The following is a 24,797-nucleotide window of genomic DNA, read 5'->3' as shown; positions in this document are numbered from 1 at the left end:
TGTCCTCCGTCAGCCGGCGTTACGGGCCGTTGCGTCGGTAATTACCTGGTCATCCGCTTTTAATTCGCCAGATTTCACCACGGTATGCTGGCCGTCGGTGGAGCCAGTTTCGATTGCGACGGAAACCGGATTGTTGTTGCGCAGCACCCAGACCGTCCTTTTACCCTGGGCGGCCTGGCCGGCATCGCGGTTTTGCGGGCGGCCCATGCGGGGCGGTCGGAACAGGCTCATCAACCCGCCCCCACGCGAAGCGGATTCGCGCGGCGGTGTATAACGAAGCGCGGAATTGGGTACCAGCAGGGCATCCTTGATCTCTTCAACGATGATATTGGCCGTTGCCGTCATGCCGGGGCGAAGCAGCAGTTCTGCATTGTCGACCGTCAATATGCCCTTGTAGGTCACCACGTTGGATACGGTTTCCGAGGCGAAGCGCACGGTCTCGATCTCGGCCGGGAAGCTGCGGTCGGGATAGGCATCGACGTTGAATGTGGCCTTCTGCCCGGTTTCCACCTTGCCGACATCGGCCTCATCCACCGAGACCTGCAGCTCCATGTGGCGCAGATCGCCGGCGATGGTGAAGAGAACAGGGGCATTGAGCGAGGAGGCGACCGTGGCGCCGGGATCGACGCTGCGGGTGAGGATAACGCCATCGATCGGCGAAACGATCTTGGCCTTGCCCAGATTGACCTCGGCGAGCCGCAGATCGGCTTCCGCCGAGAGCACGGTCGCCTCGTTGACCTCAAGCGTTGCGGCCGCTGCATCATGGGTGAACTGCGCGGCGTCCAGATCCTGCTGGCTGGAGACGCGGTTCTGCACCAGGGATCGCAGGCGCTCCATGGATGTCTTTGCCGAGCCAAGGTCGGCGCGGGCCTTCAGCACATTGGCCTTGGCGGAAGCGAGCTTGGCGCGGGCGCTCTGCACGTCGGCTTCCAGCTTGTTGGTATCCAGCTCCGCCAGAACGTCTCCGGCCTTGACCGGGGTGTTGTAGGTCACGTTGACCTTGCGTACCGTGCCGGACAGTTCGCTCGATATATCAACCTGATCCGTTGGCTGAACCGAGCCGGTGGAGGTGACGATAACCGAGAGATCGCCCTGACGCGCTGCTTCCGTGGTGTAGCTATAAGCCACACCGCCTGCGCGTGACTGGTAATAATAACCAAGACCGCCGCCAATCAGCATAATGGCTGCTGCCACATAGAGGAACCGACGCGACTTTTTCTTGCGGCCGTTTCTGGTCGTCCCCAAAATCTCGCGCAGATCGGGCTGGCTGTTTTTGGTATCGCTGCCACTGGTATTGGCGTCATTCATTCTCGTCACCCGCAAAGTTCAAAATACTACAGAGAGTTGCCGCCGCTCTCCGGTTTGTTCGTCCGTCCGTCGCCGTTATATTCCTCTGATTGTGGGAAGTGACATAGCTTGCCCCAAGGGTGAAGTGAAAACTTGGTAATATTTATGATAGTTCTGGTCTGCTAGAGATAGGTATTCGAAACGCCGATGCCACAGATGCGGCAGAGGTTTCAGCAGTGACATTCAGGACGATGATGAAATGAACGACAATGTGGTGAAGTTCCGCAAACCGGTGCCGCCGAAGAAGCCGCGCGAACCGCTCGGGCCAAAAGCGAAGAGGGCATTGACGATTGCGGCTGTCATATTGTTTTTCGCCGCCGCATGGGGCTATTTCACGCTGATGGGGCAGGGGTAGAGCAAAGTGCTGGCATAGGCGTTCTGCTTGGGAGCAGGATGGAAGTATGCAAATCGGCTAAAGCGGTGGGCCTCCGCCGCTCATTCCGATCACGGGGATTGGCCAAAGCGGTTGTCGGGCGACTACCGTGTCGCCCGACAAGTTGCCCTTAGCCGACTAGCCGCAAACGGGCATTTTCGAACGGATAACCTTCATCATCAATCGCGCGACGGGAAAGCTCCTGAAAGCCGAGTGATCTATAGAAGCCCATCGCCTGCACGTTTTCAGTATAGGCTTCAAGCGAAAGCTCGCCCTTCAAATTCAGCGCGTGCGAAACGAGTTTACGCCCGATACCGAGGCCTTGATGGCACGGGGAAACAAATAAGCCGCCGATGAAAGTGTCGAGCAGACTGATAAAGCCCGCAGCTTGGCCGTTTAATGTTGCGACCAACGTTTGGGCGCCAGGCAAATATTGCTCCTCAATAAGTGCCTTTTGCTCCATCAAACGACGCTCGCCGATAAACGGATGAGCAAGCAACGAGGCTTCGAGCCAGATGTTGGAGAGTTTTACTGTGTCCGAGGCCTCGAAAGGCCGGATGATAACGTCCTCGAATTTCATGAGAACTCCGCAGAAAAGATATGCAAAAAGGTCCGGCTACCGATGCTGGTGCCAGGTGAAGCCGCAAATTGCGGTCGAAATCACAAGCCTCTGCGCATAAATCTCCTCTGCTATTGGGCGTCTTTTAGGGGACAGCAAACAATTAATCAATGACCACAATTGGCGCTTCTGCGCGATTATGGCCGTCGGCCCTAAGCGGACGGCAAAATTACGCCGGCGCGCGATTTCCATTCCGAAGCAAGAACCGCGTAAATATACTCGTCTCCCCAGACGTCTCGGAAGCGGTCGTTCTGGATCAAATGCGCTTCTCGACGCAGTCCAAGGCGCTCAACAACGCCGACCGAACCCTTGTTCGCAGCGTCCAGCCGCGCGAAGATTCGATGAAATCCGATTGACGAGAAGCCTATGCTGACCATCGCGCCAACAGCCTCCGTTGCATACCCGTTCCCCGCGAATTCTGGATTGAAAATATATCCAACCTCTCCCTGCAGTGCATCAACACTTGCCAGCTTCAACAGGACTTCACCGACCAGTGCGTTGTCAGCCTTTCGCTCGACGGCCAGTCGATAGGTGTCGCCATCCTTCTCAAATGGTGCCGCCAAAATCGCAGAGAACTGCTCTCGCAAAGCATCTCCAGTTGGAGGTGCAGCGTAAAGATACCGATAAACCTCCTGCAGAGAATGGTAGGCTGAATAGCCGGGGAAATCGCCTCTTGTGAATTCGCGCAGGACAAGGCGGTCGGTCGAAAGCGGTGCACCTAATTTTTGAAGTTGCATCAAGTACCTGATTGATTTTTGCCCCTCCGGGAACTCCGGGGCGGCCTCGTTAAACTCGGCCTCTAGGTAGGTCGTCTTCCGTCGCTTACAATGGACCGACCCCGGCGCAATCCCGCCCGATCGATAACTTGCCGTGACGGCTGCAAAAGGCGTTTGCCAACGGCATCATATCCAATACCTATCAACACGGCCAAGGGAGTGGATCGCATGAAAGGCTTTCGCGACAGTGTGTTGTTTCCGATCACCCTCTTGATCGGCGGCGTTATCGCGTTTTTTCTCTTTCTTTACGTGACTGGCCACGATCCGGACGAGCGACCTCTGACTTTGGTGGAATGGGTTATCGGCGGCACGCTGATCGGACCGGGTTTCGGGTATCTCATGAAATGGAGAAGAGCGAAGGATCGCCGGAGCGCAAATACGGAATGAAACCGTGTTTGCGATCGAACCCAAACCAGTCATTTGTGGGGAATGCAAGAAAGCGGTGGCGACCCCTGCAGGACTCGAACCTGCGACCTACTGCTTAGAAGGCAGTTGCTCTATCCAGTTGAGCTAAGGGGCCGTCATGCCGGGCAATCGATGCTCCGGCAAAAACTTTGGTCGTCTTGTTTCAGTGCGTCCAGGGCTGGGTGCGGTTGAAACGGAAATTGTCGGTGTAGGAAACCACCTTGCGGGTCGCCTCTTTCGGCTGGATCACGCGATATTCGATGCCCTTGCGCTGGGCATAGGCTTCGGCCTGTTCCTGTGTCTCGAATGTCAGCTTGACCTGCTGCTTCATGTCGGAACTGGAGGTGTAGCCCATGATCGGATCGATCTTGCGCGGAACCTCGGCGTCGAATTCCAGAACCCAGACATTGGTCTTCGCCTTGCCGGATTGCATGGCGGTTTTTGCAGGGCGGTAAATCTTCGCAGACATGTCGAAACTGCTCCGGTTGGACAGCGGGGTGAAACCCCGGATTATTCATCACGTACCTGAATAGAATAACCAAATCGTGTCAGGAACGTAGAATTTGAAATGGACCGAGTTCAAGTGAGAGTCAAGACGATTATCCCCTTGCTGTCGGTTCATGCGCTGCCCGCTCGACCTTAGGTTTTGCTCAACTGTGTCGCGGCTGAACAAAGATGAATTTCCCTGTTGCGGACTGCGTATGAACCGTGTATTCCCCAGCCATCGCCTCGGCGGAGTGTAGCGCAGTCTGGTAGCGCATCTGGTTTGGGACCAGAGGGTCGGGAGTTCGAATCTCTCCACTCCGACCATTTTAAGGCAAAGCATCAGCTTTCCGGCGTAACCTCTTCCCATAAATTGTCATTATTCCGCTGGCGGGCCGGCCAAAGTGCTTTCCGCCGTACCGATTGTCATGACATTGCCGCGCCATGCCACTGCGCTGCCAATCCAGCTTCTCGTCCAGATGACGGGCATGATGATGTCCCGTGCGATCATGGCCGGCAGGGTATGGAGCGATATTGGCCACCCGTTGAGGGCGGTCAGGGCCAATTCGGGGCCGTATATGAGGACGAGGACGGCGAGGGCGGTCGCTAAGAGGTTCACGTCCATCATGGCCGCCGCGGTGAGTGCGAACAGAAGCGGGGGAAGTGCGCCCGTCAGGATTTCCGGCGCGAAATATTGCGGGAATGTCACGCGCCTTAGCCGCGCCCAGCGGGCCTGGCGTGACCAGATCTCGCCGGCGTGACGCTGGCCGAGCGGTTGCTCGAAAGGGGCGGAGACAAGATGCACCCTGCGGCCAGCGTTCCGCACCAGCTTCGTCGAGGCGGCGTCTTCGGCGATTTCGGCGGCGAGGGCGCGGATACCCCCATGGTCTTCGAGGAACGGTTTGTTCCACAACATGGATTTGCCCTGCGCGAAACCCATTCCGATGGCTTCTGCCGCATATTGCCAGCGGCCCTGCGCGCCGTTGAGGAAGGCGCATTCCACATGCGCCCAGAAACCCGTCGGCCGCGAGCCCAGCGGCGGGGAGCACACGAGGCCGCTGTCTTTCCGCCAGGCCGACATCATGCGCGTCACGTAGGATTTCGGCATCAATACGTTCGAATCGGCGAGGATGACCCATTCATGCCGGGCGGCCAGCCAGCCCTTGACGCAATTGTTCAGTTTTGGATTGGCACTGATCCGGTCGTCGCCGATGAGCAATTGCGCTGAAACGGAAGGAACGGCGCTCTGGGCTTTGCGTACTTGCGCAATGACGGGGTCGAATTCATCTGCAACGCAGAAAAGCAGTTCGTAATCCGGCCAATCGAGCTCGAAGGCGCGTGACAGCGTAAGAGGGGTGAAACTTTCCACACCGCGCAGTGGCACAACGATCGAGACAGGCGGTTTTTGCCGCGCAAGGGAATTTTCCGGGTCGCGCCGCTTTAGCCGCCACCCGGCAAGGCAGATACCGAGAAGGTTGAAAGCGACGAGCAGAATTGCGCAAAGGGCAAAGACGGTTTCCATGCTGGCCAGGTCCACTCCCGAGCTTCCGGCGGTTTGTCCGCCCGGTGATTCCACGGAATTTGTCTCTGCCGATTATAACGTTTGCGTGACAGTTACATGTCACCGGCGGCAGGCGGGAGTTTTCCACGCGCGACCTCGTGCCTGAAACAGTGAACGCCAAAAGAAAAGCCCTTCGCGGAGAAGGGCCAGTCATCAACGCGGATAATGAACGTCAGTGCATGTTGAGAATATGAGCGTGGCTGCTTGCGATGAGAAACGACTCCCGCGCTTTTTCGATGTCGCATCGTCCGGCGATGGCATCGAGGCAGTTTCTGCGTGCTTCTTCATATTCCGGGCCGTGTTCTTCCGGCCAGCGGTACATCAGCATGTCCAGCGCTACCAGCGGGCTGTAGATTTCCACTGCTGCGGACAAGGGCAGGTGGATCGCCACCGGCTTCATCCACGAGGCGTGGTGACACGGCTCCGTTCTGTTGATCAGCATGTCATTCTCCTCCTGTTTCACGCGCCTTCATGGCGGTTTTCACTCTCTTTTCACTCCCATGCGCGAAATGCCCGCCTCACGAAATGGTTCCCGATCACCTAAAATGTGATCGATTGGGGGGTTCCAATTTTTCAAGATGAATGGAAGATGAACAAATAGATGAACCGGAGATGAACAAAACCGCCACCAAAGGCGTTGTAATGTCCATAAGAAGGAGAACACATATGTTCAATCTGTCAGGTATTCAGGAAAGCTTCTTTGGTGACCGCATGGCAGGCGTATGCCAGGCCATTACTTCGGCACTCGCCTTCGAATCAGGTCTCGAAAAGTCGCGCATTTCCGCCACTGTCGAAAATGACGTGATCTATCTGGAAGGCACGGCTGATTCGGTCGAGGCGATCGACATCGCCATCAACCTTGCCGCTTCCATTTCCAACTGCAGGATTCTGAGTCATATAGAGCCGGTCTACTGAACATTGCGCCAGCCGGGCGAAACATCGTCCGGCTCATTCAGACGCAATAACGCGGCAAAGTCACTTCCGGTTGCCGATTTGCGCGCTGCGCACAATATCGCCAGGCTTGATGCCGTAACGTTTCGCAGCGCCGCCATTCAGTTCAAGCACGAATTTGACTGGCCCGCGGGAGCTGATGATGGCTTCCGAATGTGGAACCGCGTTTTCGTGAATGTGGGTGATGCGACCGTCACGGCCAATGAAAAGCATGTCGAGCGGAATAAGCGTGTTCCGCATCCACATGGCGACATCACGCGGTTCACCGAAATTGAACAACATGCCGTTTTCCGGTGGCATGCTCTTGCGGAACATCAGGCCCTGTTCGCGCTGGGCATTGTTCAGCGCCAGTTCCACAGTGAAATCGTGGCTTTTTCCCCCGGCGGTTTCAATCTGCAGAGGTTCGGAGGTGAATGTCTGCTGTTGCTGCGCCTGGGCGGCGCTGGCCAGTGTGAAAAAAAGAAGCGCCATAACGGCGCTCTTCACCATATCGGGCAGGGCGGACATCAATGCGACATCCCGATCGAAACCGGGTTGTCCGGGTGGATTTCCGCGGCCATCAGGCCTTTGTCGCCATCGCCATAACGCACCAGCACAACCTGCCCGGGGCGAAGTTCGGTCAGGCCGAAACGGCGCAGTGTCTCCATATGCACGAAAATGTCTTCCGTTCCTTCGCCACGCGTCAGGAAACCGAAACCCTTGGTGCGGTTGAACCACTTGACGATGGCGCGCTCCAGTCCGCTGGACGGCGTCACCTGCACATGGGTGCGCACCGGCGGCAGCTGCGAGGGGTGAACGGCGGTGGACTGATCCATGGAAAGAATGCGAAATGCCTGAAAGCCACGGTCGCGCCGCTGGATGAGGGCGACAATGCGCGTGCCTTCAAGGATCGTCTGGTAACCGTCGCGGCGCAGGCAGGATACATGCAGCAGCACATCCTGTGTGCCGTTGTCGGGCACGATGAAGCCGAAACCCTTGGCGACATCGAACCACTTCACGACGCCGGTGATCTCGGTCAGGTCCACGGCATCGCCCGAAAGGTCCTCGACATCGACTATCGTTTTCGATGACATCCTATCAGCCATATCCTGCCAACCCCTCGATTACGCGCCATACACCGGTCAACTGATTCCTGTGCGCCAGATTAACATCTTGGTAACGGTTTCACGCAAGCCCTAGTTTTTGATTTACGCAGCTGCTTTTATGTCGCCGTCCTTGTCCGGGGCTTGCGATCATGCGTTTAACGGCTTCGGACCCGTGTAATGGAGAGGAATAAAATGCGGTATCTGCACACGATGGTTCGCGTCAAAGACCTTGGCGAATCACTTAAATTCTATGTCGACCTGCTTGGCCTTGCCGAAATACGCCGAATCGAGAACGAAAAAGGCCGCTTCACTCTGGTGTTTCTTGCAGCTCGCGACGACGTTGCTGCGGCGAAGGAAAACAAGGCGCCGTGCCTCGAACTCACCTATAACTGGGATAGCGAAGATTATACCGGCGGCCGCAATTTCGGTCACCTCGCTTATGAGGTCGATAATATCTACGACTTCTGCGCGCATCTGCAGCAGAACGGCATCATCATCAACCGGCCACCGCGAGACGGGCATATGGCCTTCGTACGTTCACCGGATGGTATTTCTTTCGAAATTTTGCAGAAAGGCGAAAGCCTCGCACCAGCCGAACCGTGGATATCTATGCAGAATACCGGTTCCTGGTAGGGATTTTCCGGTGAGCAGCAGCGTTTTCGGGCGCTCTTGCCTTGTCCTGAGGGGATGAGGCATAGTCCGCGAATCGAAACGGCCAGTCCCGTTTTGGGGGAAGCACACGATTCCGTTCCCGTGCTGCTGTTGGAAATAAAAGATACGGAGGCCACCCATGAAAACTGTCGAGGGCGCAAAGGGACGCGTTTCTTGTCGGCGTCTCGTCATCGCGGTTTCGTTGCTGGGGCTTTCCGGATGCGTTTCGGCGGTGACTGACGAGGAGATGGCCGCCACTGCCAAAAAGCCGGAAGTTGCCGGACAGCAGAAGCAGCAGACGGCCGCAACTGCTGCACCGGCGGCCGGTGCGCAGCAGGGGCATTATGTGGATCCCGCCGTGGCGTCAGCGGCTGGCGCGACCACGGCTCCGGCGCAGCATCAGGCAGCGGGCGGTCCGGCACAGGGTTACGGCGCTGCCGCCGATATCGCCGGACTGACGACGCAGCCAACGGGAATTTCCGCTGGAACATCAAGCATCTATTCTACCGCATCCGCAGTGCCTTCCCCGGCCGCCACGGCGCCCGGCGCGGCCGCGGCGGGTGTGCCTTCCCAGAAAATCACACCTGCGCTCAGCAGCGTTTACTTCGCCCCTGTGCAGGCGGCGCAACCGCAGCCGGTATCCGCGCCTGTTGCTGTGCCGTCAGCCGCGCAGGTACCGGAGCAGCACAGCGAGAACCGCCAGCCCGCTGCCGTGCCGGTGCCACAAACCGCATCGGAACAGCTTGCTTCGGTGCAGCCCGCGACCAGTGCCGCCATGGGCGACGAGAAGCAGGAAGGCGAAGGCAAGGGCGTTACGCTTGCAGCATTTTTCGCCGGTGCAGCCAAGAAGCGCCTGCCGAAAATGATCGAAAGCGGTTCGGCAGGTGGCACGCAGGTGGCCGCACTTCCGGGAGCGGCGGACAAGACGATGGGCATTGCGCTCTCCGGTCGCTCGATGATGTCCGACGAATTCGACGACGCTCATCTCGATGAAGAGGACGATGAACCCACCGGGCTGATGAAGCTTGCCTCGCTCTCCGGCCTGACCCGCGTCGCGCCGAACGGGCTTTTCCTGCAGACAGATCGCGTTGAAGTCGGTTGTTTCAAGCCGGAGCTCATCAGCATGATCAAGGATGTGGAGCGACATTATAACAGCCCGGCCATTGTCACCTCCGGCTACCGTCCGCCAAAGGGAATAAGGCAGGGTTCAAAACATTATACCTGCGATGCGGCTGACATACAGATCAAGGGTGTCTCCAAGTGGGAACTCGCAACCTATCTGCGTTCCCTGCCGAACCGCGGGGGTGTCGGCACCTATTGCCATACCGAATCGGTCCATATGGACACCGGTGAACCGAGAGACTGGAACTGGCGCTGCCGCCGTACCGCCGCGCGGAAGTGATTGCGACCATTCCTTGCCGGCTTACGGCCACCGCACTCCTGACGATGGACAGTGGAGCGTGACCGTGGACGCAACGTTCCCATTGTTGTAGGACGCGGCGGTTCATTGTTTCCCGCTTATGGTGCCTTGCGAAATGCAGCCTGTGTCCAATTTGCCCGTCTACATCATTTCGATTGCCCGTGCGCGGGCGCGACTGGAAAAAATGCTCGAAGGGGCCGCGAGTCTTGATCTTGATTTGCGGCCGGTGGAGGGAATTGATGGAAAGACCGTCCTCCCTGAAAACTGGCGCGATTTCGACCGACGCCGCTTCGAACTGCGCAACGGGCGCCACGCGCTGCCGGGAGAATATGGCTGTTATGCCAGCCACATTAAAGCGCTTGAGATCTTTCTTTCAACCAATGCCCCTGTCGCGGTGATTGTTGAAGACGACGTGGCGTTCACGCCGGATTTTTCGGAGCGGGTGAGGGCAATGGTGGCGATCATGCCTGACGATGCAGTCGTGAAATTGACCAATCATCGCCGCAAGGGTTTCAAAGGCCGCAGAACGAGTGCATTTGGGGATACGTTTGGCCGCTGCATCTATGGGCCTCAAGGTTCATCTGCGTGCTACATCGTTTCGCGCAGCGCCGCTGAGCGTTTCCTGAAGACGGCGCGTGTGATGACGCTACCTTTCGACCGCGCCCTGGAGTGCGGTTGGGGATATGGCACCAACGTTTACGTCTCCGACAGGGACTTTCTGCCCTTTGGCGACCCGAATACGCTCGTCGGAACGCGCGAGGAATATAAAGGCAGCAAGTTCACCCGACTGAGGCGACTGCCCGCTTATCTTTCCAGCTTTTATGACAATATAGCACGTTACATCTACGCGTACCGCTAGGCGTCCGTGGTGGCGACGCTTTTGTTTCCTGTATTGATGTTGGAAACGCTTTGAACACCCGGCGGGATGATTGCCTGCCGGTTGGGTAAGTCCATGGAAATAAATACGAAAAATATTATGAGATGGTGAGAGCGCAGGGATTCGAACCCTGGACCTACTGATTAAAAGTCAGTTGCTCTACCGGCTGAGCTACGCTCTCCCGTGGCGGGCTTGGCTGCCCTTCGGAAGTGCGCGGAACATATGTAGAGCGATCCGTTCGGTCAACCCAAAAAAAGCGCTTTCGGCGATCAATCCGGTTTTTTTTGTCGCACCCCCGAAAAGGTGATTGGAGAGAGGGGGCGGCCGGGGATAAAACCGGCGTCAAGTGTGTCTGCCTGGCGGCTGAAATCGTTTTGCGGCAATGACATGCGTGAAAATGAAGCGTGAAGCGGTGGCGGCTCTCAAGAATCGCGGCGGCTTTGCGGGATGCGGAGTTTCTCTTGTCGATTGCCGATATTTCCCTGTTCAGCGCGCTTTTGGCTGGCGCTCTTTCGTTTCTGTCGCCCTGCGTTCTGCCGCTGGTGCCGCCTTATCTCTGTTATATGGCGGGTGTGTCGGTCGAGCAGTTCAGGACGGAAGACGCGGCACCACGGCCGGAGATTCGCAGGGCCGTTCTGTTTTCGGCCTTCTTTTTCACACTCGGTTTTGCCACCGTCTTTGTGGCGCTGGGCGCGGGCGCCTCGACGATAGGCACGCTTCTGCGCCAGAATCTCGACATTCTCGCCAAGATCGGCGGTTTCATCATCATCCTGATGGGCCTGAATTTCCTGGGCGTGTTCCGTATCGGCCTTTTTTTACGCGAGGCCCGATTTCAGGGCGCGGGCAAGCCGGCGACGCTGTCCGGAGCCTATATCATGGGACTCGCCTTCGCCTTTGGCTGGACGCCCTGCATCGGCCCGGTTCTTGGCGCGATTCTCGGCGTTGCTGCTTCACGCGACACGGTCGGCGACGGCGCAATGTTGCTTGCGGTTTATTCCCTTGGCCTTGCGGTACCGTTCTGGATCGCGGCGGCGTTTTCCGGCTCCTTCATGCGTTTCCTCGTCCGCTTCCGTCGCCATCTCGGCCTCGTGGAAAAGCTCCTCGGCGTGTTGCTGGTGCTGACCGGCCTCGCTTTCATATCCGGTTTTATCACCAATGTGGCGATCTGGTTCCAGGAGACCTTTCCGATCCTGATGCAAATCGGCTAAGCCTCCCGCTGGAGTTGCTTGCGGGGGAGACATAGTGACTGACATCGTGGGATTGCTGTTGCCGTTTTTCGGCCTCATCTTGATCGGCTACGGCGCTGCGCGCATCACGAAACAGCCGGTCGAGGCGATGGGCTGGCTGAACACCTTCATCATCTACGCGGCGCTGCCGGCGCTGTTTTTCAAGCTGGTGTCGAAAACGCCGGTGGAAGAACTGGCGCGGATGGATTTCGTTGCCGCCAGCCTCGTCTGTACCTATGGCATTTTCTTGGTTGTGTTCCTGATCGGTCGTTTTGTCCGGAAAAACAGCCTCGCTGAAACGACGATCCAAAGTTTCGCGGCAAGTTACGGCAATATCGGCTATATGGGCCCGGGCATTGCGCTTCTGGCGCTCGGCGAAAAGGCGGCGGTGCCTGTGGCGCTCATCGTCTGCCTCGAAAACGCCGCGCATTTCATTGTCGCGCCGGCGATGATGGCCGTTGCAGGCGGCGACAAGCGTTCCCCGGCGAAGCTTGCGCTGGATGTGGCTTGCAAGGTCATCACCCATCCCTTCATCGTATCCGTCATCGCCGGTTTCCTGGCCGCTTCGCTGTCATGGCAACCGCCGGAGGCGGTGCAGCGGCTGGTGGATTATCTGGCGCAATCAGCCGCACCCTGTGCGCTGTTTGCAATGGGCGTGACGCTGGCACTTCGGCCGATGAAGCGGGTGCCGGTGGAGATCAGCTACATCGTGCCGGCAAAACTCATCCTGCATCCGCTCGCCGTTTATCTCGTGCTGTCGTCGCTCGGGCGATTCGAGCCGGTGTGGATCTATTCCGCCGTGCTGCTGGCTGCTTTGCCGACCGCGACGAATGTCTTCGTCATCGGCCAGCAATATCATGTGTGGCAGGAGCGGGCGTCGGCGACGATCCTGATTTCGACGGTGCTGTCGGTTCTCACGCTGACGGGCGTGGTTTATTTCATCCAGCCTTTTTGAAGCTGCCGAACAGCAGTGAGGGCAGGGCCTTCAGGCCCCGGCCGGGTTCGATGCCTTCGCGCATGACAATGCTTCGGAGCGTGCCGATGCCGGAAAGCACGTGCAGGCCGGCTGCGCGCGCCATCTGGATGGGCAGGAAATCCGAAAGCAGCGAGCGGTTCAGGAGATCGACGCTCAGTGTGCGGCTATAGACATCCGCCCGCCGCCTGCGGTCGAAGCTGCTGCCGGCATCGGCCGCAATGGGGCGGTCGGAAACGGCGCTCAGCAATTCCGTCAGTGAGATGATGTCGCGCAGGCTGAGGTTCAGTCCCTGTGCGCCGATGGGCGGAAAACCATGTGCCGCCTCGCCGATCAGGGCGACGCGGCCCTTGCCGAAGCGATGGGCGGTCATGGAAGAGAGCGGCCATGCCTGGACGCTATCCTCGACGGTAACGGCGCCCAGCATGGACTGCATGCGTTCCTCGACCCGAAGGCTCAGCGCTTCCAGTGGCAGGGCAGTCAGTTCTTCCGCCTGTTGCGGGGTGACGACCCAGACGAGGCTGGAGCGGTTGCCCGGAAGGGGAACCTGCGTGAAAGGGCCGGTGGGCGTGTGGAATTCCGTCGAAACATTTCCATGCTGTCGGCTGTGGCCGAAGTTCAAAACGACGGCGGTCTGCGGATAGGACCAGGATTTCACGCCGATGCCGGCTGCATCCCGGACCATCGACTTCCTGCCATCTGCCCCGATGAGGAAATCGGCAGAGAGCGTTTCGCCGTCCGCAAGCGTCACCGTCACGCGGTCGTCGCCGATATCGATCGCCTCGGCGAAGGTGTCGAGGCGGATAATATTGTGTTCCTGCTCCACCGCTTCGCTGAGAACACCGAGCAAGGCCTCGTTGGGGATGTTCCAGCCAAATGCATCCAGGCCGATTTCGGAAGAACGGAACTGCACTGTCGGTGCTCGCAACAGACGGTCGGTTCCGTCTATGATCTGCATGGTGGAAAGGCGGGCGGCCGAAGGCGCGATGCGTGACCACAGGCCGAGACGGTCCAGGAAGCGGATAGACTGGTCCATCAGCGCCGTGGTGCGCCGGTCCTTCCTGTCGGTGGAAGGTGCTACGAGCGCCACGTGGCGACCCGCCCGTGCCAGTGCGATGGCCGCGATCTGACCCGCAAGTCCTGCACCTGTTATGGCGATATCGAAGTGTCTCATGGTCCTGATCCGTTGTTATTTCCAGAGCATCATAAAGGCTTTGCATCGGCAAATCCACTTCCGGCCGGGAACATCCGGTTGTGAAGATTCATTGGGTCTGCCGCCACATTAGTCTTAGGATAAGCGGACTGAGCCGGTTGCAAAGCGTGGTGAATGGCCGCATACCGGAATAAGCAGGGCGGATGAAAAGCGGGGCGCAGACGCTGACCATGAAAATTTTCAACTACAAGCGTGTTCCCTATGCGGAAATCCGCGCCTTTTCCGTTCATATTCTAACGGCGTCCGGTTCCTTTCTTGCCTTCCTTGGCGTCGTCGCTGCTTCCGAGCACCGTTTTGTCGATATGTTCTGGTGGCTTGGTCTTGCGCTGCTGGTGGATGGGATAGACGGCCCTATCGCCCGGAAGGTCCGGGTCAAGGAAGTGCTGCCAAACTGGTCGGGCGATACGCTCGACAACATCATCGATTACGTGACCTATGTTCTTCTGCCTGCCTTCGCGCTCTATCAGAGCGGCATGATTGGAGAGCCATGGTCCTTTGTGGCGGCGGGCATGATCGTGGTGTCCAGTGCTATCTACTATGCCGACATGGGGATGAAGACCGACGAATATTTCTTCTCGGGCTTCCCCGTGGTGTGGAACATGGTGATCTTCACGCTCTTCGTGATGGATGCCAGCGCCACCACCGCCATGACAGTCGTGACTGTTTCGGTGTTCCTGACATTTCTGCCGATCAATTTCCTGCATCCCGTGCGGGTGAAGCGGCTGCGGTCCCTTAATCTCCTTGTCGTGGCCATCTGGTGCGCCCTTGGTGGTTACGCGCTGCTGATGCATTTCCAGACGCCGACATGGGCGGTGGTGGGGTTCGTGGCGAGCGGCATCTACCTGTATTGCATCGGAGGAATTTTACAGTTTTTCCCAACGCTCGGCGCGAAATGATGAAGAGGTAAAGCCGTTTATTGCTTGTGCAAATTGCATTTAAGCAGCTTCTTTTTCAGTTGTGCGCAGCAGCAAAACCGTTATCAATAAGTTCTGATCACGTATCATTGCATACTTTTTGGTGCGGGATTGGGAACAATGACCGCGACCGTCTGAAACGCCTCGAAGAAGGCATGGACGGTTGGTGAGAGAGGGAACTCGTGACTGGAACTTTGGCGCCGGAGGCCGTGCCTCTCCTGTCCGTTCGCAAGCTGACCAAGCTGTTCGGCAATTTCGCCGCCTGCAACGGTATCGATCTCGATATTGCGCCGGGTGAAATCCATGCGCTCCTGGGTGAAAACGGCGCGGGTAAATCCACGCTCGTCAAGATGCTGTTCGGCGTTCTCGCACCGACCGAGGGCGAAATCATCTGGCAGGGTGAGCCGGTTTCGGTGGGTTCGCCAAGCGAAGCCCGCAGGCTCGGCATCGGCATGGTCTTCCAGCATTTTTCGCTGTTCGAGGCGCTGACGGTTGCCGAGAACATTGCCCTGTCGCTCGATCCGAAAATTTCATTGAAGGAAATCGCCAGGGAAGCGGAGACCCTGTCGCGCGCCTATGGCCTGCCGCTCGACCCCAATGCGCATGTGGCCGATCTTTCGGTCGGCGAGCGCCAGCGTATCGAAATTGTCCGCGCTCTGCTGCAGAACCCGCGGCTTATCATTCTTGACGAGCCGACGTCGGTTCTGACGCCGCAGGAGGCCGACAAGCTTTTCGAGACCCTGGAGAAGCTGAAGGCCGAAGGCCGTTCCGTGCTTTATATCAGCCATCGTCTCGAAGAGGTTCAACGCATCTGCGACCGCGCCACGGTTCTGCGCCATGGCAAGGTGACTGGTGCCTGCGATCCGCGCCGGGAGACACCGGCATCGCTGGCGCGCATGATGGTGGGCAGCGATGTCGCCAGTGTGTCGCGCGCGACGGGCGAAGCGCTGGGTGCGCCGCAGATCGAAGTCATGGGGCTTTCGGTCGCGCCGCGCACGCCGTTCGCCGTGGCATTGAAATCGATTTCGATGACCGTGCGCGCCGGGGAGGTGCTGGCGATCGCCGGGGTCGCGGGAAACGGGCAGGGTGAGCTGTTCGACGCGCTTTCGGGGGAATACCCGGTTTATAATAACGATGCGATCCATCTCCGCGGCAAGCCGGTCGGCCGGATCGGCATCAACGGTCGCCGGCTGATGGGGGCGGGTTTCGTACCGGAAGAGCGCCATGGCCACGCCGCCGTTCCCGGAATGAGCCTCTCCGACAATCTGTTGCTCGCGCGGGCCCGCTCCGATCGCAAGGCGTTCCTGACCGGCGGTTTCCTGCGTATTGTCAGGGGGTCGGCCATCAGGGCAGCGGCGCGGCGCATATCTGAAACCATGGATGTGCGCAAAAGCGGGGCCGATCCGCTGGCAGGCTCGCTCTCAGGCGGCAATCTGCAGAAATTCATCGTGGGACGCGAGCTCGACCGCCAGCCGGCCGTGCTTGTCGTCAACCAGCCGACGTGGGGCGTGGATGCGGGTGCTGCAAGCCGCATCCGTCAGGCACTTGTCGATCTTGCCAAGTCGGGCTCGGCGGTCATCGTCATCAGTCAGGATCTGGATGAAATCTTTGAAGTCGCCACCAATATCGCGGTCATCTCCGACGGCAAGCTTTCCGAGGCCCATCCGGTGGAGGAAATGACGCTCGAAAAGATCGGCCTGTTGATGGGCGGCATTCACACGACACATTCGGGAGCCGCCCAGCATGCGCATTGAGCTTGAAAAACGCGCAGGGGTTTCCCGGCTTTTTACATTTCTGTCCCCGCTTCTGGCGCTGGTGCTGACCCTGCTGGTCGGTGCTATCATGTTCGCCATGCTCGGGAAGAACCCGGCCCATGCGCTTTATGCCTTCTTCGTGGAACCATTGCTCGAAGTCTGGTCCCTGCACGAGCTGGCGATCAAGGCCGCGCCGCTGATCCTGATCGGTGTCGGCCTGTCGATCTGTTATCGCTCCAATAACTGGAACATCGGAGCGGAAGGGCAATTCACCATCGGTGCGATTACTGGCTCCATACTGCCGGTTCTTTATCCGGACTGGCATTCGCCGCTGCTTCTGCCGCTCATGCTGGTGATGGGAGCTCTCGGCGGGGCGCTTTATGCGGGTATTCCCGCTCTCCTGAAGACGAAGTTCAATACCAACGAAATCCTCGTCAGCCTGATGCTGGTCTACGTTGCACAGCTTTTCCTCGACTGGCTGACGCGCGGAATCTGGCGTGATCCGGGCGGTTATAATTTCCCGCAGACCAAGCCGTTCAACGATAGCGCCGTGTTGCCGGAAATGCTGGCATCGGGCCGGGCGCACTGGGGCTTCGTTTTCGCCATCGTCGCGGCGATCGCGCTGTGGTTCATGATGCGCTACATGCTGAAGGGCTTCGAAGTCACCGTGCTTGGCCAGTCGGCCCGGGCAGGGCGATTTGCCGGTTTCTCGTCGAGCCGCATGGTGTGGTTTTCGCTGCTGCTATCGGGCGCGCTGGCCGGTCTTGCGGGCATTTCGGAAGCCTCCGGCTCCATCGGCCACCTCCAGCCCAGCATTTCGCCGGGCTATGGTTTTACAGCCATCATCGTCGCGTTTCTCGGCCGTCTTAACCCGCTTGGCATTATCCTGTCAGGGCTGGTGCTGGCGCTGACCTATCTCGGCGGCGAGGCGGCGCAGCTTTCGATCGGTGTATCGGACAAGGTCACGCGCGTGTTCCAGGGGCTGATGCTGTTCTTCGTGCTCTCCTGCGATACGCTCATCTTCTATCGCATCAAGGTCGTTTTTGCCGGCAAGGCGCATCACAAGCAGGGAGCGGCATGATGGACATGCTTCAGGCCATTCTCCTCACCGTCATCACCGCCGCGACGCCGCTCGTCATAGCCGCCTCCGGTGAGCTGGTGGTGGAGCGATCCGGTGTGCTCAATCTCGGCGTCGAAGGCATGATGATCATGGGTGCGGTCTGCGCTTTCGCGACCGCCCATATGACGGGCTCGCCCTATCTCGGCATTCTGGCCGGCATTGCTTCGGGTGCGGTTTTTTCGCTGCTGTTCGGTTTTCTGACATTGACGCTGGTTACCAATCAGGTGGCGACGGGTCTTGCGCTCACCATTCTGGGCCTCGGCGTATCCGGTATGCTGGGCGAAAGCTTCGTTGGCCTGCCAGGCGTCAAGCTGCAGCCGATCGTCTTTCCCGTTCTGTCGGACATACCCTTCATTGGCCCGCTGCTCTTCCGGCAGGATCTGATCTTCTACCTTTCCATAGGGCTGGTGGCCGGCATAGGCTGGTTCCTGTTCAAAAGCCGGGCGGGCCTGAAGATACGCGCCATCGGCGATAGTCATGCCTCGGCCCATGCGCTCGGGATCAACGTCATCCGCACACGCTATCTGACTGTCATGTTCGGCGGTGCCTGTGCCGGTCTCGCTGGCGCGCAGCTTTCGCTGGTTTATACGCCGCAATGGGTGGAAAACATGTCGGCCGGGCGTGGCTGGATCGCGCTGGCACTTGTTGTCTTCGCGTCCTGGCGTCCATGGCGGGTGCTCGCCGGCGGTTATCTGTTCGGCGCCGTCACCATCGGGCAATTGCACGCGCAGGCCTTCGGCATCGGGGTGCCGTCGCAGCTTTTGTCGGCGCTACCTTACCTTGCAACTATTGTCGTGCTGGTCATCATCTCGCATAATCGCCGCACGACGTTGATCAATACACCGGCATCGCTGGGCAAGTCCTTCGTGCCGGACAGGTAAAGCATTCTCACGTCTCCAAACCAACAGGGGTAAAAATGAAAAAACTGGTCATCGCACTTGCCGCTTCCATCGCGGCGCTGGGAGGCGTTGTTTCCTCCGCTGAAGCCGCCGACGCCAAGAAGGTCTGCTTCATCTATGTCGGTAGCCGCACCGATGGCGGCTGGACGCAGGCGCATGATATCGGCCGCGAAGAGCTGCAGAAGCACTTCGGCGACAAGATCGAAACGCCGTTCCTCGAAAGCGTTCCGGAAGGCCCGGATGCTGAACGCGCCATCGAGCGCATGGCCCGCTCCGGCTGCGAACTGGTGTTCACCACCTCCTTCGGCTTCATGGATGCGACCGTGAAGGTTGCCCAGAAATTCCCTAAGGTGAAGTTCGAGCACGCAACCGGCTTCAAGACGGCTGAAAACGTCGCGACCTACAATTCGCGTTTCTATGAAGGCCGTTACATTCAGGGCCAGATCGCCGCGAAAATGTCGAAAAAGGGCGTTGCCGGTTACATCGCGTCCTTCCCGATCCCGGAAGTGGTGATGGGCATCGACGCCTTCGTTCTCGGCGCGCAGTCCGTCAATCCTGAGTTCAAGGTCAAGGTCGTCTGGGCCAACACCTGGTTCGACCCCGGCAAGGAAGCCGATGCCGCGAAGGCGCTGATCGACCAGGGCGTTGATATCCTGACGCAGCACACCGACACGACTGCACCGATGCAGGTTGCAGCCGAGCGCGGCATCAAGGCATTCGGCCAGGCCTCCGACATGATCAAGGCCGGTCCTGAGACGCAGCTGACCGCGATCAAGGATACCTGGGGCGCTTATTACATCAAGCGCACGCAGGCTCTTCTCGATGGCACCTGGAAATCCGAATCCGTCTGGGACGGCCTGAAGGACGGTATCCTGACCATGGCGCCCTATACCAACATGCCTGACGACGTGAAGAAGATGGCCGAGGACACCGAAGCCAAGATCAAGTCCGGCGAACTGCACCCCTTCACCGGCCCGGTGAAGAAGCAGGACGGCTCGGAATGGCTGAAGGCTGGTGAAAAGGCTGAGGACAAGGTCCTGCTCGGCCTCAACTTCTACGTTGCCGGCGTGGACGACAAGTTGCCGCAATAATCTGCGTTGTGGGACAGGGTGTCATCCTCGGCCTTGACCTGGATGACACTCCCCATATCTATGGATCCTCGCCTGAAGGGCGAGGATGACGTGGGAAATTGAGTTCGCAAAGATCGGGGCTGTACATCGACGCATGTGCAGCCTTGCTTATTTTCATGGGTTTTATTGCGTAGATGAAGTTTGCCTTTGCTTTTCCGGCAACTTGATGTCTTTCACTATATTCTGACTGAAGATACACGTCTGGCGCGATTTTTAAAATCGCCAACCGAACGGAAGGACATGGCACTTGCAGCGCGGAATGCTCGATGCGGCGATCGGTCTACGAAAGCTGCGGACAAATCATGCACAGGTCGTTCACAAGCTCGGTCTCGACATCGTGTCCGGCACCTTCAAGACCGGCGACATCCTGCCAGGCGATGCGGAGCTGATGGAGCGGCTTAAAGTTTCGCGCACCGTGCTGCGCGAAGCGATGAAGACGCTGACGGCCAAGGGCATGATTTCCCCCAAGGCGCGGATCGGCACGCGGGTGACGGAGCGCGAAAGCTGGAACATGTTCGACAGCGAAGTGCTGCTGTGGCACTTCGAGGCCGGCGTCAGCGATGAGTTCCTGCTGCACCTCTACGACATCCGCAAAGCCTTCGAACCCTATGGCGCCGGGCTTGCCGCCATCAGGGCAAAGGATGCGGATATCGCAAAGCTTGCCGCCTATGCCAATGAGATGGGCAATACTGTTTATTCGAAAGAAAAGCGCGCGCTCGCAGACATGAATTTCCATGTCCTCATCACCGAAATGTCGGGCAACCCGTTCATGCGCACCGTTGGTTCGCTGATAAAGGCGGCTCTGGCGGGCATTTTCCGGATGAGCAATCCGGACACCGATCCCAATGAAATTTCCGATGTTTCAGCCTCGCACCTGAAGCTCGTGGAAGCCTTTCGTCTGCATGACGAGGCCGCCGCGCGTCGCGAGATGGAAAGATTGATTGAGAACGGCCGCCAGCAGGTACTGGAATTCACTGCCCGCAACTCCCGGCGATAAATCAGACGGTGGGAGCAGGATGTGATCCCGCTCCATCACGTTTGATGAAAACCGGTGCGGAAATTTGGTGCAGATTTGCATGGTTTCTTAAGTGGGCCGCCGTTATAGCAATCCGGAATGAAATTACCGATGCGCCCGTCCGTTTTGCCGGACGGCGCAAAGTCAAACATGTGCCGCTGTATCGGCTGCCAGGCAGTCGCCGACGGGGTGTTGGAGGTCTTATGGAGCGCAGCTCTCTAGCCGTTATTCTCGCAGCGGGCGACAGCACGCGCATGAAGTCGTCGAAATCCAAGGTGCTGCATCCGGTCGCCGGCCGTCCGATGATTGCGCATGTGGTCGAGGCGGTGGCTGGATCGGGCGTGGGCACGGTGGCGCTCGTCGTCGGACGTGACGCCGACAATGTTGCCACGGCGGCGAGCCTGCCGGGACTTCAGGTTGAGACTTTTCTTCAGAAGGAACGCAAAGGCACCGGCCATGCCGTGCTTGCCGCACGTGCGGCAATCGAACGCGGCTTCGACGATCTCATCATCGCTTATGGCGACGTGCCGCTCATTACCTCCGCCACGCTCGACCGGGCCCGCGAGGCCATTGCTTCCGGCGCCGATGTCGCGGTGATCGGTTTTCATACCGACCGGCCTACGGGTTATGGCCGGCTGTTGGTCGAGAATGGCGAGCTGGTGGCGATCCGCGAGGAAAAGGATGCGACCGACGAAGAGCGCAGGGTGACCTGGTGCAATAGTGGACTGATGGCGATCAATGGCCGCAATGCCCTCGATCTGCTCGACAGGATCGGCAACGGCAATGTGAAGGGCGAATATTATCTGACGGATGTGGTCGAAATCGCCCGGTCGCTCGGCCGCCGCGCCGTTGCCATCGATGCACCGGAAACAGAACTGGTCGGCTGCAACAACCGCGCCGAACTGGCGTTCATCGAAAAGCTCTGGCAGGAGCGCCGCCGCCATGAATTGATGGTCGACGGCGTATCGATGATCGCGCCTGAAACTGTCTTCCTCTCCTTCGATACGATGATCGGTCAGGACGCGCTGATCGAGCCCAATGTCGTTTTTGGTCCCGGCGTGACGGTCGAACCGGGTGCCGTGATCCATGCCTTCTCGCACCTCGAAGGCGCGCATGTCGCGGAAGGTGCCACTGTTGGTCCCTATGCCCGGCTGCGACCGGGGGCCAACCTGCACGCCAACTCCAAGGTAGGTAATTTCTGCGAGGTCAAGAAGGCCGAGATCGGCGAGGGGGCCAAGGTCAATCATCTCACCTATATCGGCGACGCCTTCGTTGGCGCGGGCAGCAATATCGGTGCCGGCACCATCACCTGCAATTATGACGGTTACAACAAGGCTGAGACGCGGATCGGCGCGAACAGCTTCGTTGGTTCCAACTCATCGCTGGTTGCTCCCGTGACGATTGGCGAGGGGGCCTACATCGCCTCCGGCAGCGTCATCACCGATGACGTGCCCGATGATGCGCTGGCTTTTGGGCGTGCGCGCCAGGAGGTGAAGCCGGGCCGCGCAACCGTGGTGCGGGAGCGGGCGAAGGCGCTGAAGGAAGCGAAGAAAAAGTCGCCTTGAAGGACGTTACGAAGCGATACCGAAAGTGACCGGCGCCATAATTGCGGATTGCACGGGAAAGATTAGAAGTTTCGGCGAGAAGATCGCCGTCTGGAGATATATATGTGCGGAATTGTCGGAATTGTCGGAACTGAGCCCGTTGCTGAACGGCTTGTCGATGCGCTGAAGCGTCTCGAATATCGTGGCTACGATTCAGCCGGCGTTGCAACGATCGACAATGGCGCGATGGATCGCCGCCGTGCCGAGGGCAAGCTCTTCAATCTGGAAAAGCTGGTGTCCGAAAAGCCGCTGCCGGGCGTGGTCGGCATCGCGCATACACGCTGGGCGACTCACGGCGTGCCGAACGAAACCAACGCGCACCCGCACTTTGTCGATGGCGTGGCCGTCGTCCATAACGGCATCATCGAAAACTTCGCCGAACTGCGCGAAGAACTGACCGCCGATGGTGCCACCTTCACCACCCAGACCGACACGGAAGTGGTGGCGCAGCTTCTGGCGAAATATACCCGCGATGGCCTTGGCCATCGGGAGGCGATGCTGAAGATGTTGAACCGCGTGACCGGTGCTTATGCGCTGGTGGTGATGTTCAAGGACGATCCCGGCACGCTGCTTTCGGCGCGTTCCGGCCCGCCGCTTGCCGTCGGTTATGGCCGCGGAGAAATGTTCCTGGGTTCCGACGCCATTGCGCTGTCGCCCTTCACCAACGAGATCACCTATCTGGTGGATGGCGACTGCGCCATCGTGACCCGGCAGGGCGCCGAGATCATCGATTTCTCCGGCAAGCCGGTGAAGCGCGAGCGGCAGATATCGCAGGCGACGGCCTATGTCGTCGACAAGGGCAACCATCGCCACTTCATGGAAAAGGAAATCTACGAGCAGCCGGAAGTCATTTCCCATGCGCTCAGCCATTATGTGGATTTCGCCTCCAAGACCGTGAAAGAGGCCGATAAGGCCATCGATTTCGCCAAGCTTTCCGGACTTGCGATCTCCGCCTGCGGCACGGCTTATCTTTCCGGCCTGATCGGCAAATACTGGTTCGAGCGTTATGCGCGCCTGCCGGTGGAGATCGATGTGGCCTCCGAGTTCCGCTATCGCGAAATGCCACTTCAGCCAACGCAGGCGGCGCTCTTCATCTCGCAATCGGGTGAGACAGCCGATACGCTGGCATCGCTGCGCTATTGCAAGGAAAGCGATCTCAAGATCGGCGCCATCGTCAATGTGCGGGAATCGACCATTGCCCGGGAATCGGACGCCATCTTCCCGATCCTTGCCGGACCGGAAATCGGCGTCGCTTCCACCAAGGCCTTCACCTGCCAGCTTGCGGTGCTTGCTTCGCTCGCCATCGCCGCCGGCAAGGCGCGCGGCACTCTGAAGCCCGGTCAGGAAAAGGAACTTGTGCAACATCTGATCGAGATGCCGCGCATCATGAGCCAGGTGCTCAACATCATACAGCCCCAGATAGAGGGCCTGTCGCGCGATCTGTCGCGCTTCAAGGACGTGCTTTATCTCGGCCGGGGCACCAGCTTCCCGCTGGCGCTGGAAGGCGCGCTGAAGCTCAAGGAAATTTCCTATATTCACGCCGAAGGTTATGCTGCCGGCGAGCTGAAGCACGGCCCCATCGCGCTGATCGACGAGAACATGCCCGTCATCGTGATTGCACCGCATGATCGTTTCTTCGAAAAGACCGTCTCCAACATGCAGGAGGTTGCCGCCCGCGGCGGCCGTATCATCTTCATCACGGATGAGAAGGGAGCTGCCGCTTCCAAGCTCGACACCATGGCGACGATCACGCTGCCGACCGTCGACGAACTGATCGCACCGATAGTCTTCTCGCTGCCCATTCAGCTGCTGGCCTATCACACCGCCGTTTTCATGGGTACGGATGTTGACCAGCCGCGCAACCTTGCAAAATCGGTCACGGTGGAATGATCATCCGGCCGGAGCGCCAGGGTGACGAAGAGGCGATTGCCCGCGTTACGGAAGAAGCCTTTCGTAACGTCGAGCATAGCGACAAGACCGAACATCTGATCGTGGCGCGGCTGCGGGAGGCCGGTGCGCTCACGGTTTCGCTCGTGGCCGAAGACAGCGAAGGGATCGTCGGCCATATCGGCTTTTCGCCCGTGACACTTTCAAGCGGCGACAGCGGCTGGTTTTGCCTTGCGCCTCTTTCGGTGACGCGGGAACGGCAGGGCGAGGGTATCGGCTCCCGGCTGGTGCGTGAAGGGCTTGCTGCGCTTGATCGGCTGAGCGCATCGGGATGTGTCGTTGCCGGCGATCCCGATTATTATGGACGCTTCGGTTTTCAAGCCGTCGAGGGCCTAAGCGCTATGGGGATTCCTGACGAATATTTCACAGTTCTTCGCTTGCATGGGGGAACGCCATCCGGCATTGTCAGTTTTCATCCGGGTTTCGATAGCGACAGCGCTTAACGCGAACGGTA

At 58.7% G+C, this 24,797-nt stretch carries 26 protein-coding genes and 3 tRNA genes; 18 read left to right on the top strand and 11 right to left on the bottom strand.

Annotated elements, in window-relative coordinates; all coding sequences use genetic code 11:
- Positions 1-9: 9 nt before the first annotated feature.
- The gene (locus BTN45_RS07795) at positions 10-1,308 is read right to left on the bottom strand and encodes an efflux RND transporter periplasmic adaptor subunit (RefSeq protein ID WP_207587105.1); all 1,299 of its coding nucleotides are present in this window, start codon (positions 1,306-1,308) and stop codon (positions 10-12) included.
- Between the two features lie 238 nt (positions 1,309-1,546).
- Between BTN45_RS07795 and BTN45_RS07790 the strand changes: the two genes are divergently transcribed.
- The gene (locus BTN45_RS07790; protein ID WP_006698800.1) at positions 1,547-1,702 is read left to right on the top strand and encodes a hypothetical protein; all 156 of its coding nucleotides are present in this window, start codon (positions 1,547-1,549) and stop codon (positions 1,700-1,702) included.
- Between the two features lie 148 nt (positions 1,703-1,850).
- Here BTN45_RS07790 and BTN45_RS07785 read toward each other — a convergent pair whose 3' ends face one another.
- Together BTN45_RS07785 and BTN45_RS07780 are read right to left on the bottom strand one after the other, a co-directional pair.
- Positions 1,851-2,300, bottom strand: a complete 450-nt coding sequence (locus BTN45_RS07785) for a GNAT family N-acetyltransferase (RefSeq protein WP_207587096.1) — start codon at positions 2,298-2,300, stop codon at positions 1,851-1,853.
- A gap of 191 nt (positions 2,301-2,491) precedes the next feature.
- Positions 2,492-3,076, bottom strand: a complete 585-nt coding sequence (locus tag BTN45_RS07780) for a GNAT family N-acetyltransferase (RefSeq protein ID WP_107339305.1) — start codon at positions 3,074-3,076, stop codon at positions 2,492-2,494.
- A gap of 207 nt (positions 3,077-3,283) precedes the next feature.
- Between BTN45_RS07780 and BTN45_RS07775 the strand changes: the two genes are divergently transcribed.
- Positions 3,284-3,502 (top strand): hypothetical protein, encoded by a 219-nt coding sequence (locus tag BTN45_RS07775; RefSeq protein ID WP_077986204.1) that lies wholly within the window; start codon positions 3,284-3,286, stop codon positions 3,500-3,502.
- Positions 3,503-3,558: 56 nt separating this feature from the next.
- Here BTN45_RS07775 and BTN45_RS07770 read toward each other — a convergent pair.
- Positions 3,559-3,635: transfer RNA gene (locus BTN45_RS07770), tRNA-Arg, on the bottom strand.
- A gap of 48 nt (positions 3,636-3,683) precedes the next feature.
- A complete protein-coding gene (locus tag BTN45_RS07765; RefSeq protein ID WP_004442361.1) occupies positions 3,684-3,989 on the bottom strand; it encodes an ETC complex I subunit in 306 nt (101 codons plus the stop codon).
- A gap of 264 nt (positions 3,990-4,253) precedes the next feature.
- Here BTN45_RS07765 and BTN45_RS07760 point away from each other — a divergent pair.
- Positions 4,254-4,330: transfer RNA gene (locus BTN45_RS07760), tRNA-Pro, on the top strand.
- A gap of 52 nt (positions 4,331-4,382) precedes the next feature.
- On the opposite strand, the gene BTN45_RS07755 is transcribed toward BTN45_RS07760, so the two are convergent.
- Positions 4,383-5,525: a ceramide glucosyltransferase gene (locus BTN45_RS07755; protein ID WP_045533862.1), complete on the bottom strand. Its 1,143-nt coding sequence runs from the start codon at positions 5,523-5,525 to the stop codon at positions 4,383-4,385.
- Between the two features lie 211 nt (positions 5,526-5,736).
- On the bottom strand, positions 5,737-6,006 hold the full coding sequence (locus tag BTN45_RS07750; RefSeq protein ID WP_004442357.1) for a DUF982 domain-containing protein: 270 nt from the start codon (positions 6,004-6,006) through the stop codon (positions 5,737-5,739).
- A gap of 224 nt (positions 6,007-6,230) precedes the next feature.
- Here BTN45_RS07750 and BTN45_RS07745 point away from each other — a divergent pair, with 224 nt between their 5' ends.
- Complete coding sequence (locus BTN45_RS07745; protein ID WP_003522642.1) at positions 6,231-6,479, top strand: BON domain-containing protein; 249 nt, start codon at positions 6,231-6,233, stop codon at positions 6,477-6,479.
- A 60-nt stretch (positions 6,480-6,539) separates the two neighbouring features.
- Here the strand turns inward: BTN45_RS07745 and BTN45_RS07740 are convergent, their stop codons facing one another.
- Positions 6,540-7,022 (bottom strand): DUF192 domain-containing protein, encoded by a 483-nt coding sequence (locus tag BTN45_RS07740; RefSeq protein WP_004442355.1) that lies wholly within the window; start codon positions 7,020-7,022, stop codon positions 6,540-6,542.
- Positions 7,022-7,600 (bottom strand): cold-shock protein, encoded by a 579-nt coding sequence (locus BTN45_RS07735; protein WP_004442353.1) that lies wholly within the window; start codon positions 7,598-7,600, stop codon positions 7,022-7,024. Before BTN45_RS07735 ends, BTN45_RS07740 begins: the two co-directional genes overlap by 1 nt.
- Positions 7,601-7,792: 192 nt before the next feature.
- Here BTN45_RS07735 and BTN45_RS07730 point away from each other — a divergent pair, with 192 nt between their 5' ends.
- The 3 genes from BTN45_RS07730 to BTN45_RS07720 all read left to right on the top strand — a co-directional run bounded on the left by BTN45_RS07730 (position 7,793) and on the right by BTN45_RS07720 (position 10,530).
- Entirely contained in the window at positions 7,793-8,233 is a 441-nt protein-coding gene (locus BTN45_RS07730) for a VOC family protein (protein WP_045533768.1), read from the top strand.
- 157 nt (positions 8,234-8,390) lie between these two features.
- Positions 8,391-9,653 carry a D-Ala-D-Ala carboxypeptidase family metallohydrolase gene (locus BTN45_RS07725; protein WP_207587093.1) on the top strand — a complete coding sequence of 421 codons (1,263 nt, stop codon included), beginning with the start codon at positions 8,391-8,393 and terminating at the stop codon, positions 9,651-9,653.
- A gap of 133 nt (positions 9,654-9,786) precedes the next feature.
- Positions 9,787-10,530, top strand: a complete 744-nt coding sequence (locus BTN45_RS07720) for a glycosyltransferase family 25 protein (protein WP_207587091.1) — start codon at positions 9,787-9,789, stop codon at positions 10,528-10,530.
- A 123-nt stretch (positions 10,531-10,653) separates the two neighbouring features.
- Here BTN45_RS07720 and BTN45_RS07715 read toward each other — a convergent pair.
- Positions 10,654-10,729 (bottom strand) — tRNA-Lys (locus BTN45_RS07715).
- Between the two features lie 280 nt (positions 10,730-11,009).
- Between BTN45_RS07715 and BTN45_RS07710 the strand changes: the two genes are divergently transcribed.
- Positions 11,010-11,756, top strand: a complete 747-nt coding sequence (locus BTN45_RS07710) for a cytochrome c biogenesis CcdA family protein (RefSeq protein ID WP_207587089.1) — start codon at positions 11,010-11,012, stop codon at positions 11,754-11,756.
- 34 nt (positions 11,757-11,790) lie between these two features.
- Complete coding sequence (locus tag BTN45_RS07705; RefSeq protein ID WP_022556322.1) at positions 11,791-12,729, top strand: AEC family transporter; 939 nt, start codon at positions 11,791-11,793, stop codon at positions 12,727-12,729.
- Here BTN45_RS07705 and BTN45_RS07700 read toward each other — a convergent pair.
- The gene (locus tag BTN45_RS07700; RefSeq protein ID WP_207587086.1) at positions 12,713-13,921 is read right to left on the bottom strand and encodes a UbiH/UbiF family hydroxylase; all 1,209 of its coding nucleotides are present in this window, start codon (positions 13,919-13,921) and stop codon (positions 12,713-12,715) included. The two genes, BTN45_RS07705 and BTN45_RS07700, sit on opposite strands and share 17 nt — an antisense overlap.
- A 209-nt stretch (positions 13,922-14,130) precedes the next feature.
- Here BTN45_RS07700 and pcsA point away from each other — a divergent pair, with 209 nt between their 5' ends.
- The 9 genes from pcsA (at position 14,131) to BTN45_RS07655 (ending at position 24,786) form a co-directional block, all read left to right on the top strand.
- Positions 14,131-14,856, top strand: coding sequence for a phosphatidylcholine synthase (pcsA, locus tag BTN45_RS07695; RefSeq protein WP_006698811.1), 726 nt, complete (start codon positions 14,131-14,133; stop codon positions 14,854-14,856).
- A 212-nt stretch (positions 14,857-15,068) separates the two neighbouring features.
- Entirely contained in the window at positions 15,069-16,628 is a 1,560-nt protein-coding gene (locus tag BTN45_RS07690) for an ABC transporter ATP-binding protein (protein ID WP_045533764.1), read from the top strand.
- A complete protein-coding gene (locus tag BTN45_RS07685; RefSeq protein ID WP_184285593.1) occupies positions 16,618-17,709 on the top strand; it encodes an ABC transporter permease in 1,092 nt (363 codons plus the stop codon). Before BTN45_RS07690 ends, BTN45_RS07685 begins: the two co-directional genes overlap by 11 nt.
- Positions 17,709-18,629 carry an ABC transporter permease gene (locus tag BTN45_RS07680; RefSeq protein WP_004442337.1) on the top strand — a complete coding sequence of 307 codons (921 nt, stop codon included), beginning with the start codon at positions 17,709-17,711 and terminating at the stop codon, positions 18,627-18,629. The genes BTN45_RS07685 and BTN45_RS07680 overlap by 1 nt, the downstream gene beginning before the upstream one ends.
- A gap of 35 nt (positions 18,630-18,664) precedes the next feature.
- Complete coding sequence (locus BTN45_RS07675; protein ID WP_004442334.1) at positions 18,665-19,738, top strand: BMP family ABC transporter substrate-binding protein; 1,074 nt, start codon at positions 18,665-18,667, stop codon at positions 19,736-19,738.
- 298 nt (positions 19,739-20,036) lie between these two features.
- Complete coding sequence (locus BTN45_RS07670) at positions 20,037-20,774, top strand: FadR/GntR family transcriptional regulator (protein ID WP_207589679.1); 738 nt, start codon at positions 20,037-20,039, stop codon at positions 20,772-20,774.
- 221 nt (positions 20,775-20,995) lie between these two features.
- Positions 20,996-22,357 (top strand): bifunctional UDP-N-acetylglucosamine diphosphorylase/glucosamine-1-phosphate N-acetyltransferase GlmU, encoded by a 1,362-nt coding sequence (gene glmU, locus BTN45_RS07665; RefSeq protein WP_207587083.1) that lies wholly within the window; start codon positions 20,996-20,998, stop codon positions 22,355-22,357.
- A 102-nt stretch (positions 22,358-22,459) separates the two neighbouring features.
- Positions 22,460-24,286 carry a glutamine--fructose-6-phosphate transaminase (isomerizing) gene (gene glmS, locus BTN45_RS07660; protein ID WP_207587081.1) on the top strand — a complete coding sequence of 609 codons (1,827 nt, stop codon included), beginning with the start codon at positions 22,460-22,462 and terminating at the stop codon, positions 24,284-24,286.
- Positions 24,283-24,786 carry an N-acetyltransferase gene (locus BTN45_RS07655; RefSeq protein ID WP_112766368.1) on the top strand — a complete coding sequence of 168 codons (504 nt, stop codon included), beginning with the start codon at positions 24,283-24,285 and terminating at the stop codon, positions 24,784-24,786. Before glmS ends, BTN45_RS07655 begins: the two co-directional genes overlap by 4 nt.
- Positions 24,787-24,797: the final 11 nt, after the last annotated feature.

Source organism: Rhizobium sp. ZX09 (assembly GCF_017357485.1).
In the GTDB taxonomy this organism is placed as follows: domain Bacteria; phylum Pseudomonadota; class Alphaproteobacteria; order Rhizobiales; family Rhizobiaceae; genus Agrobacterium; species Agrobacterium pusense.
Note: the sequence above shows the minus strand (reverse complement) of the source record. Positions and strands in the feature narration are given on the sequence as shown.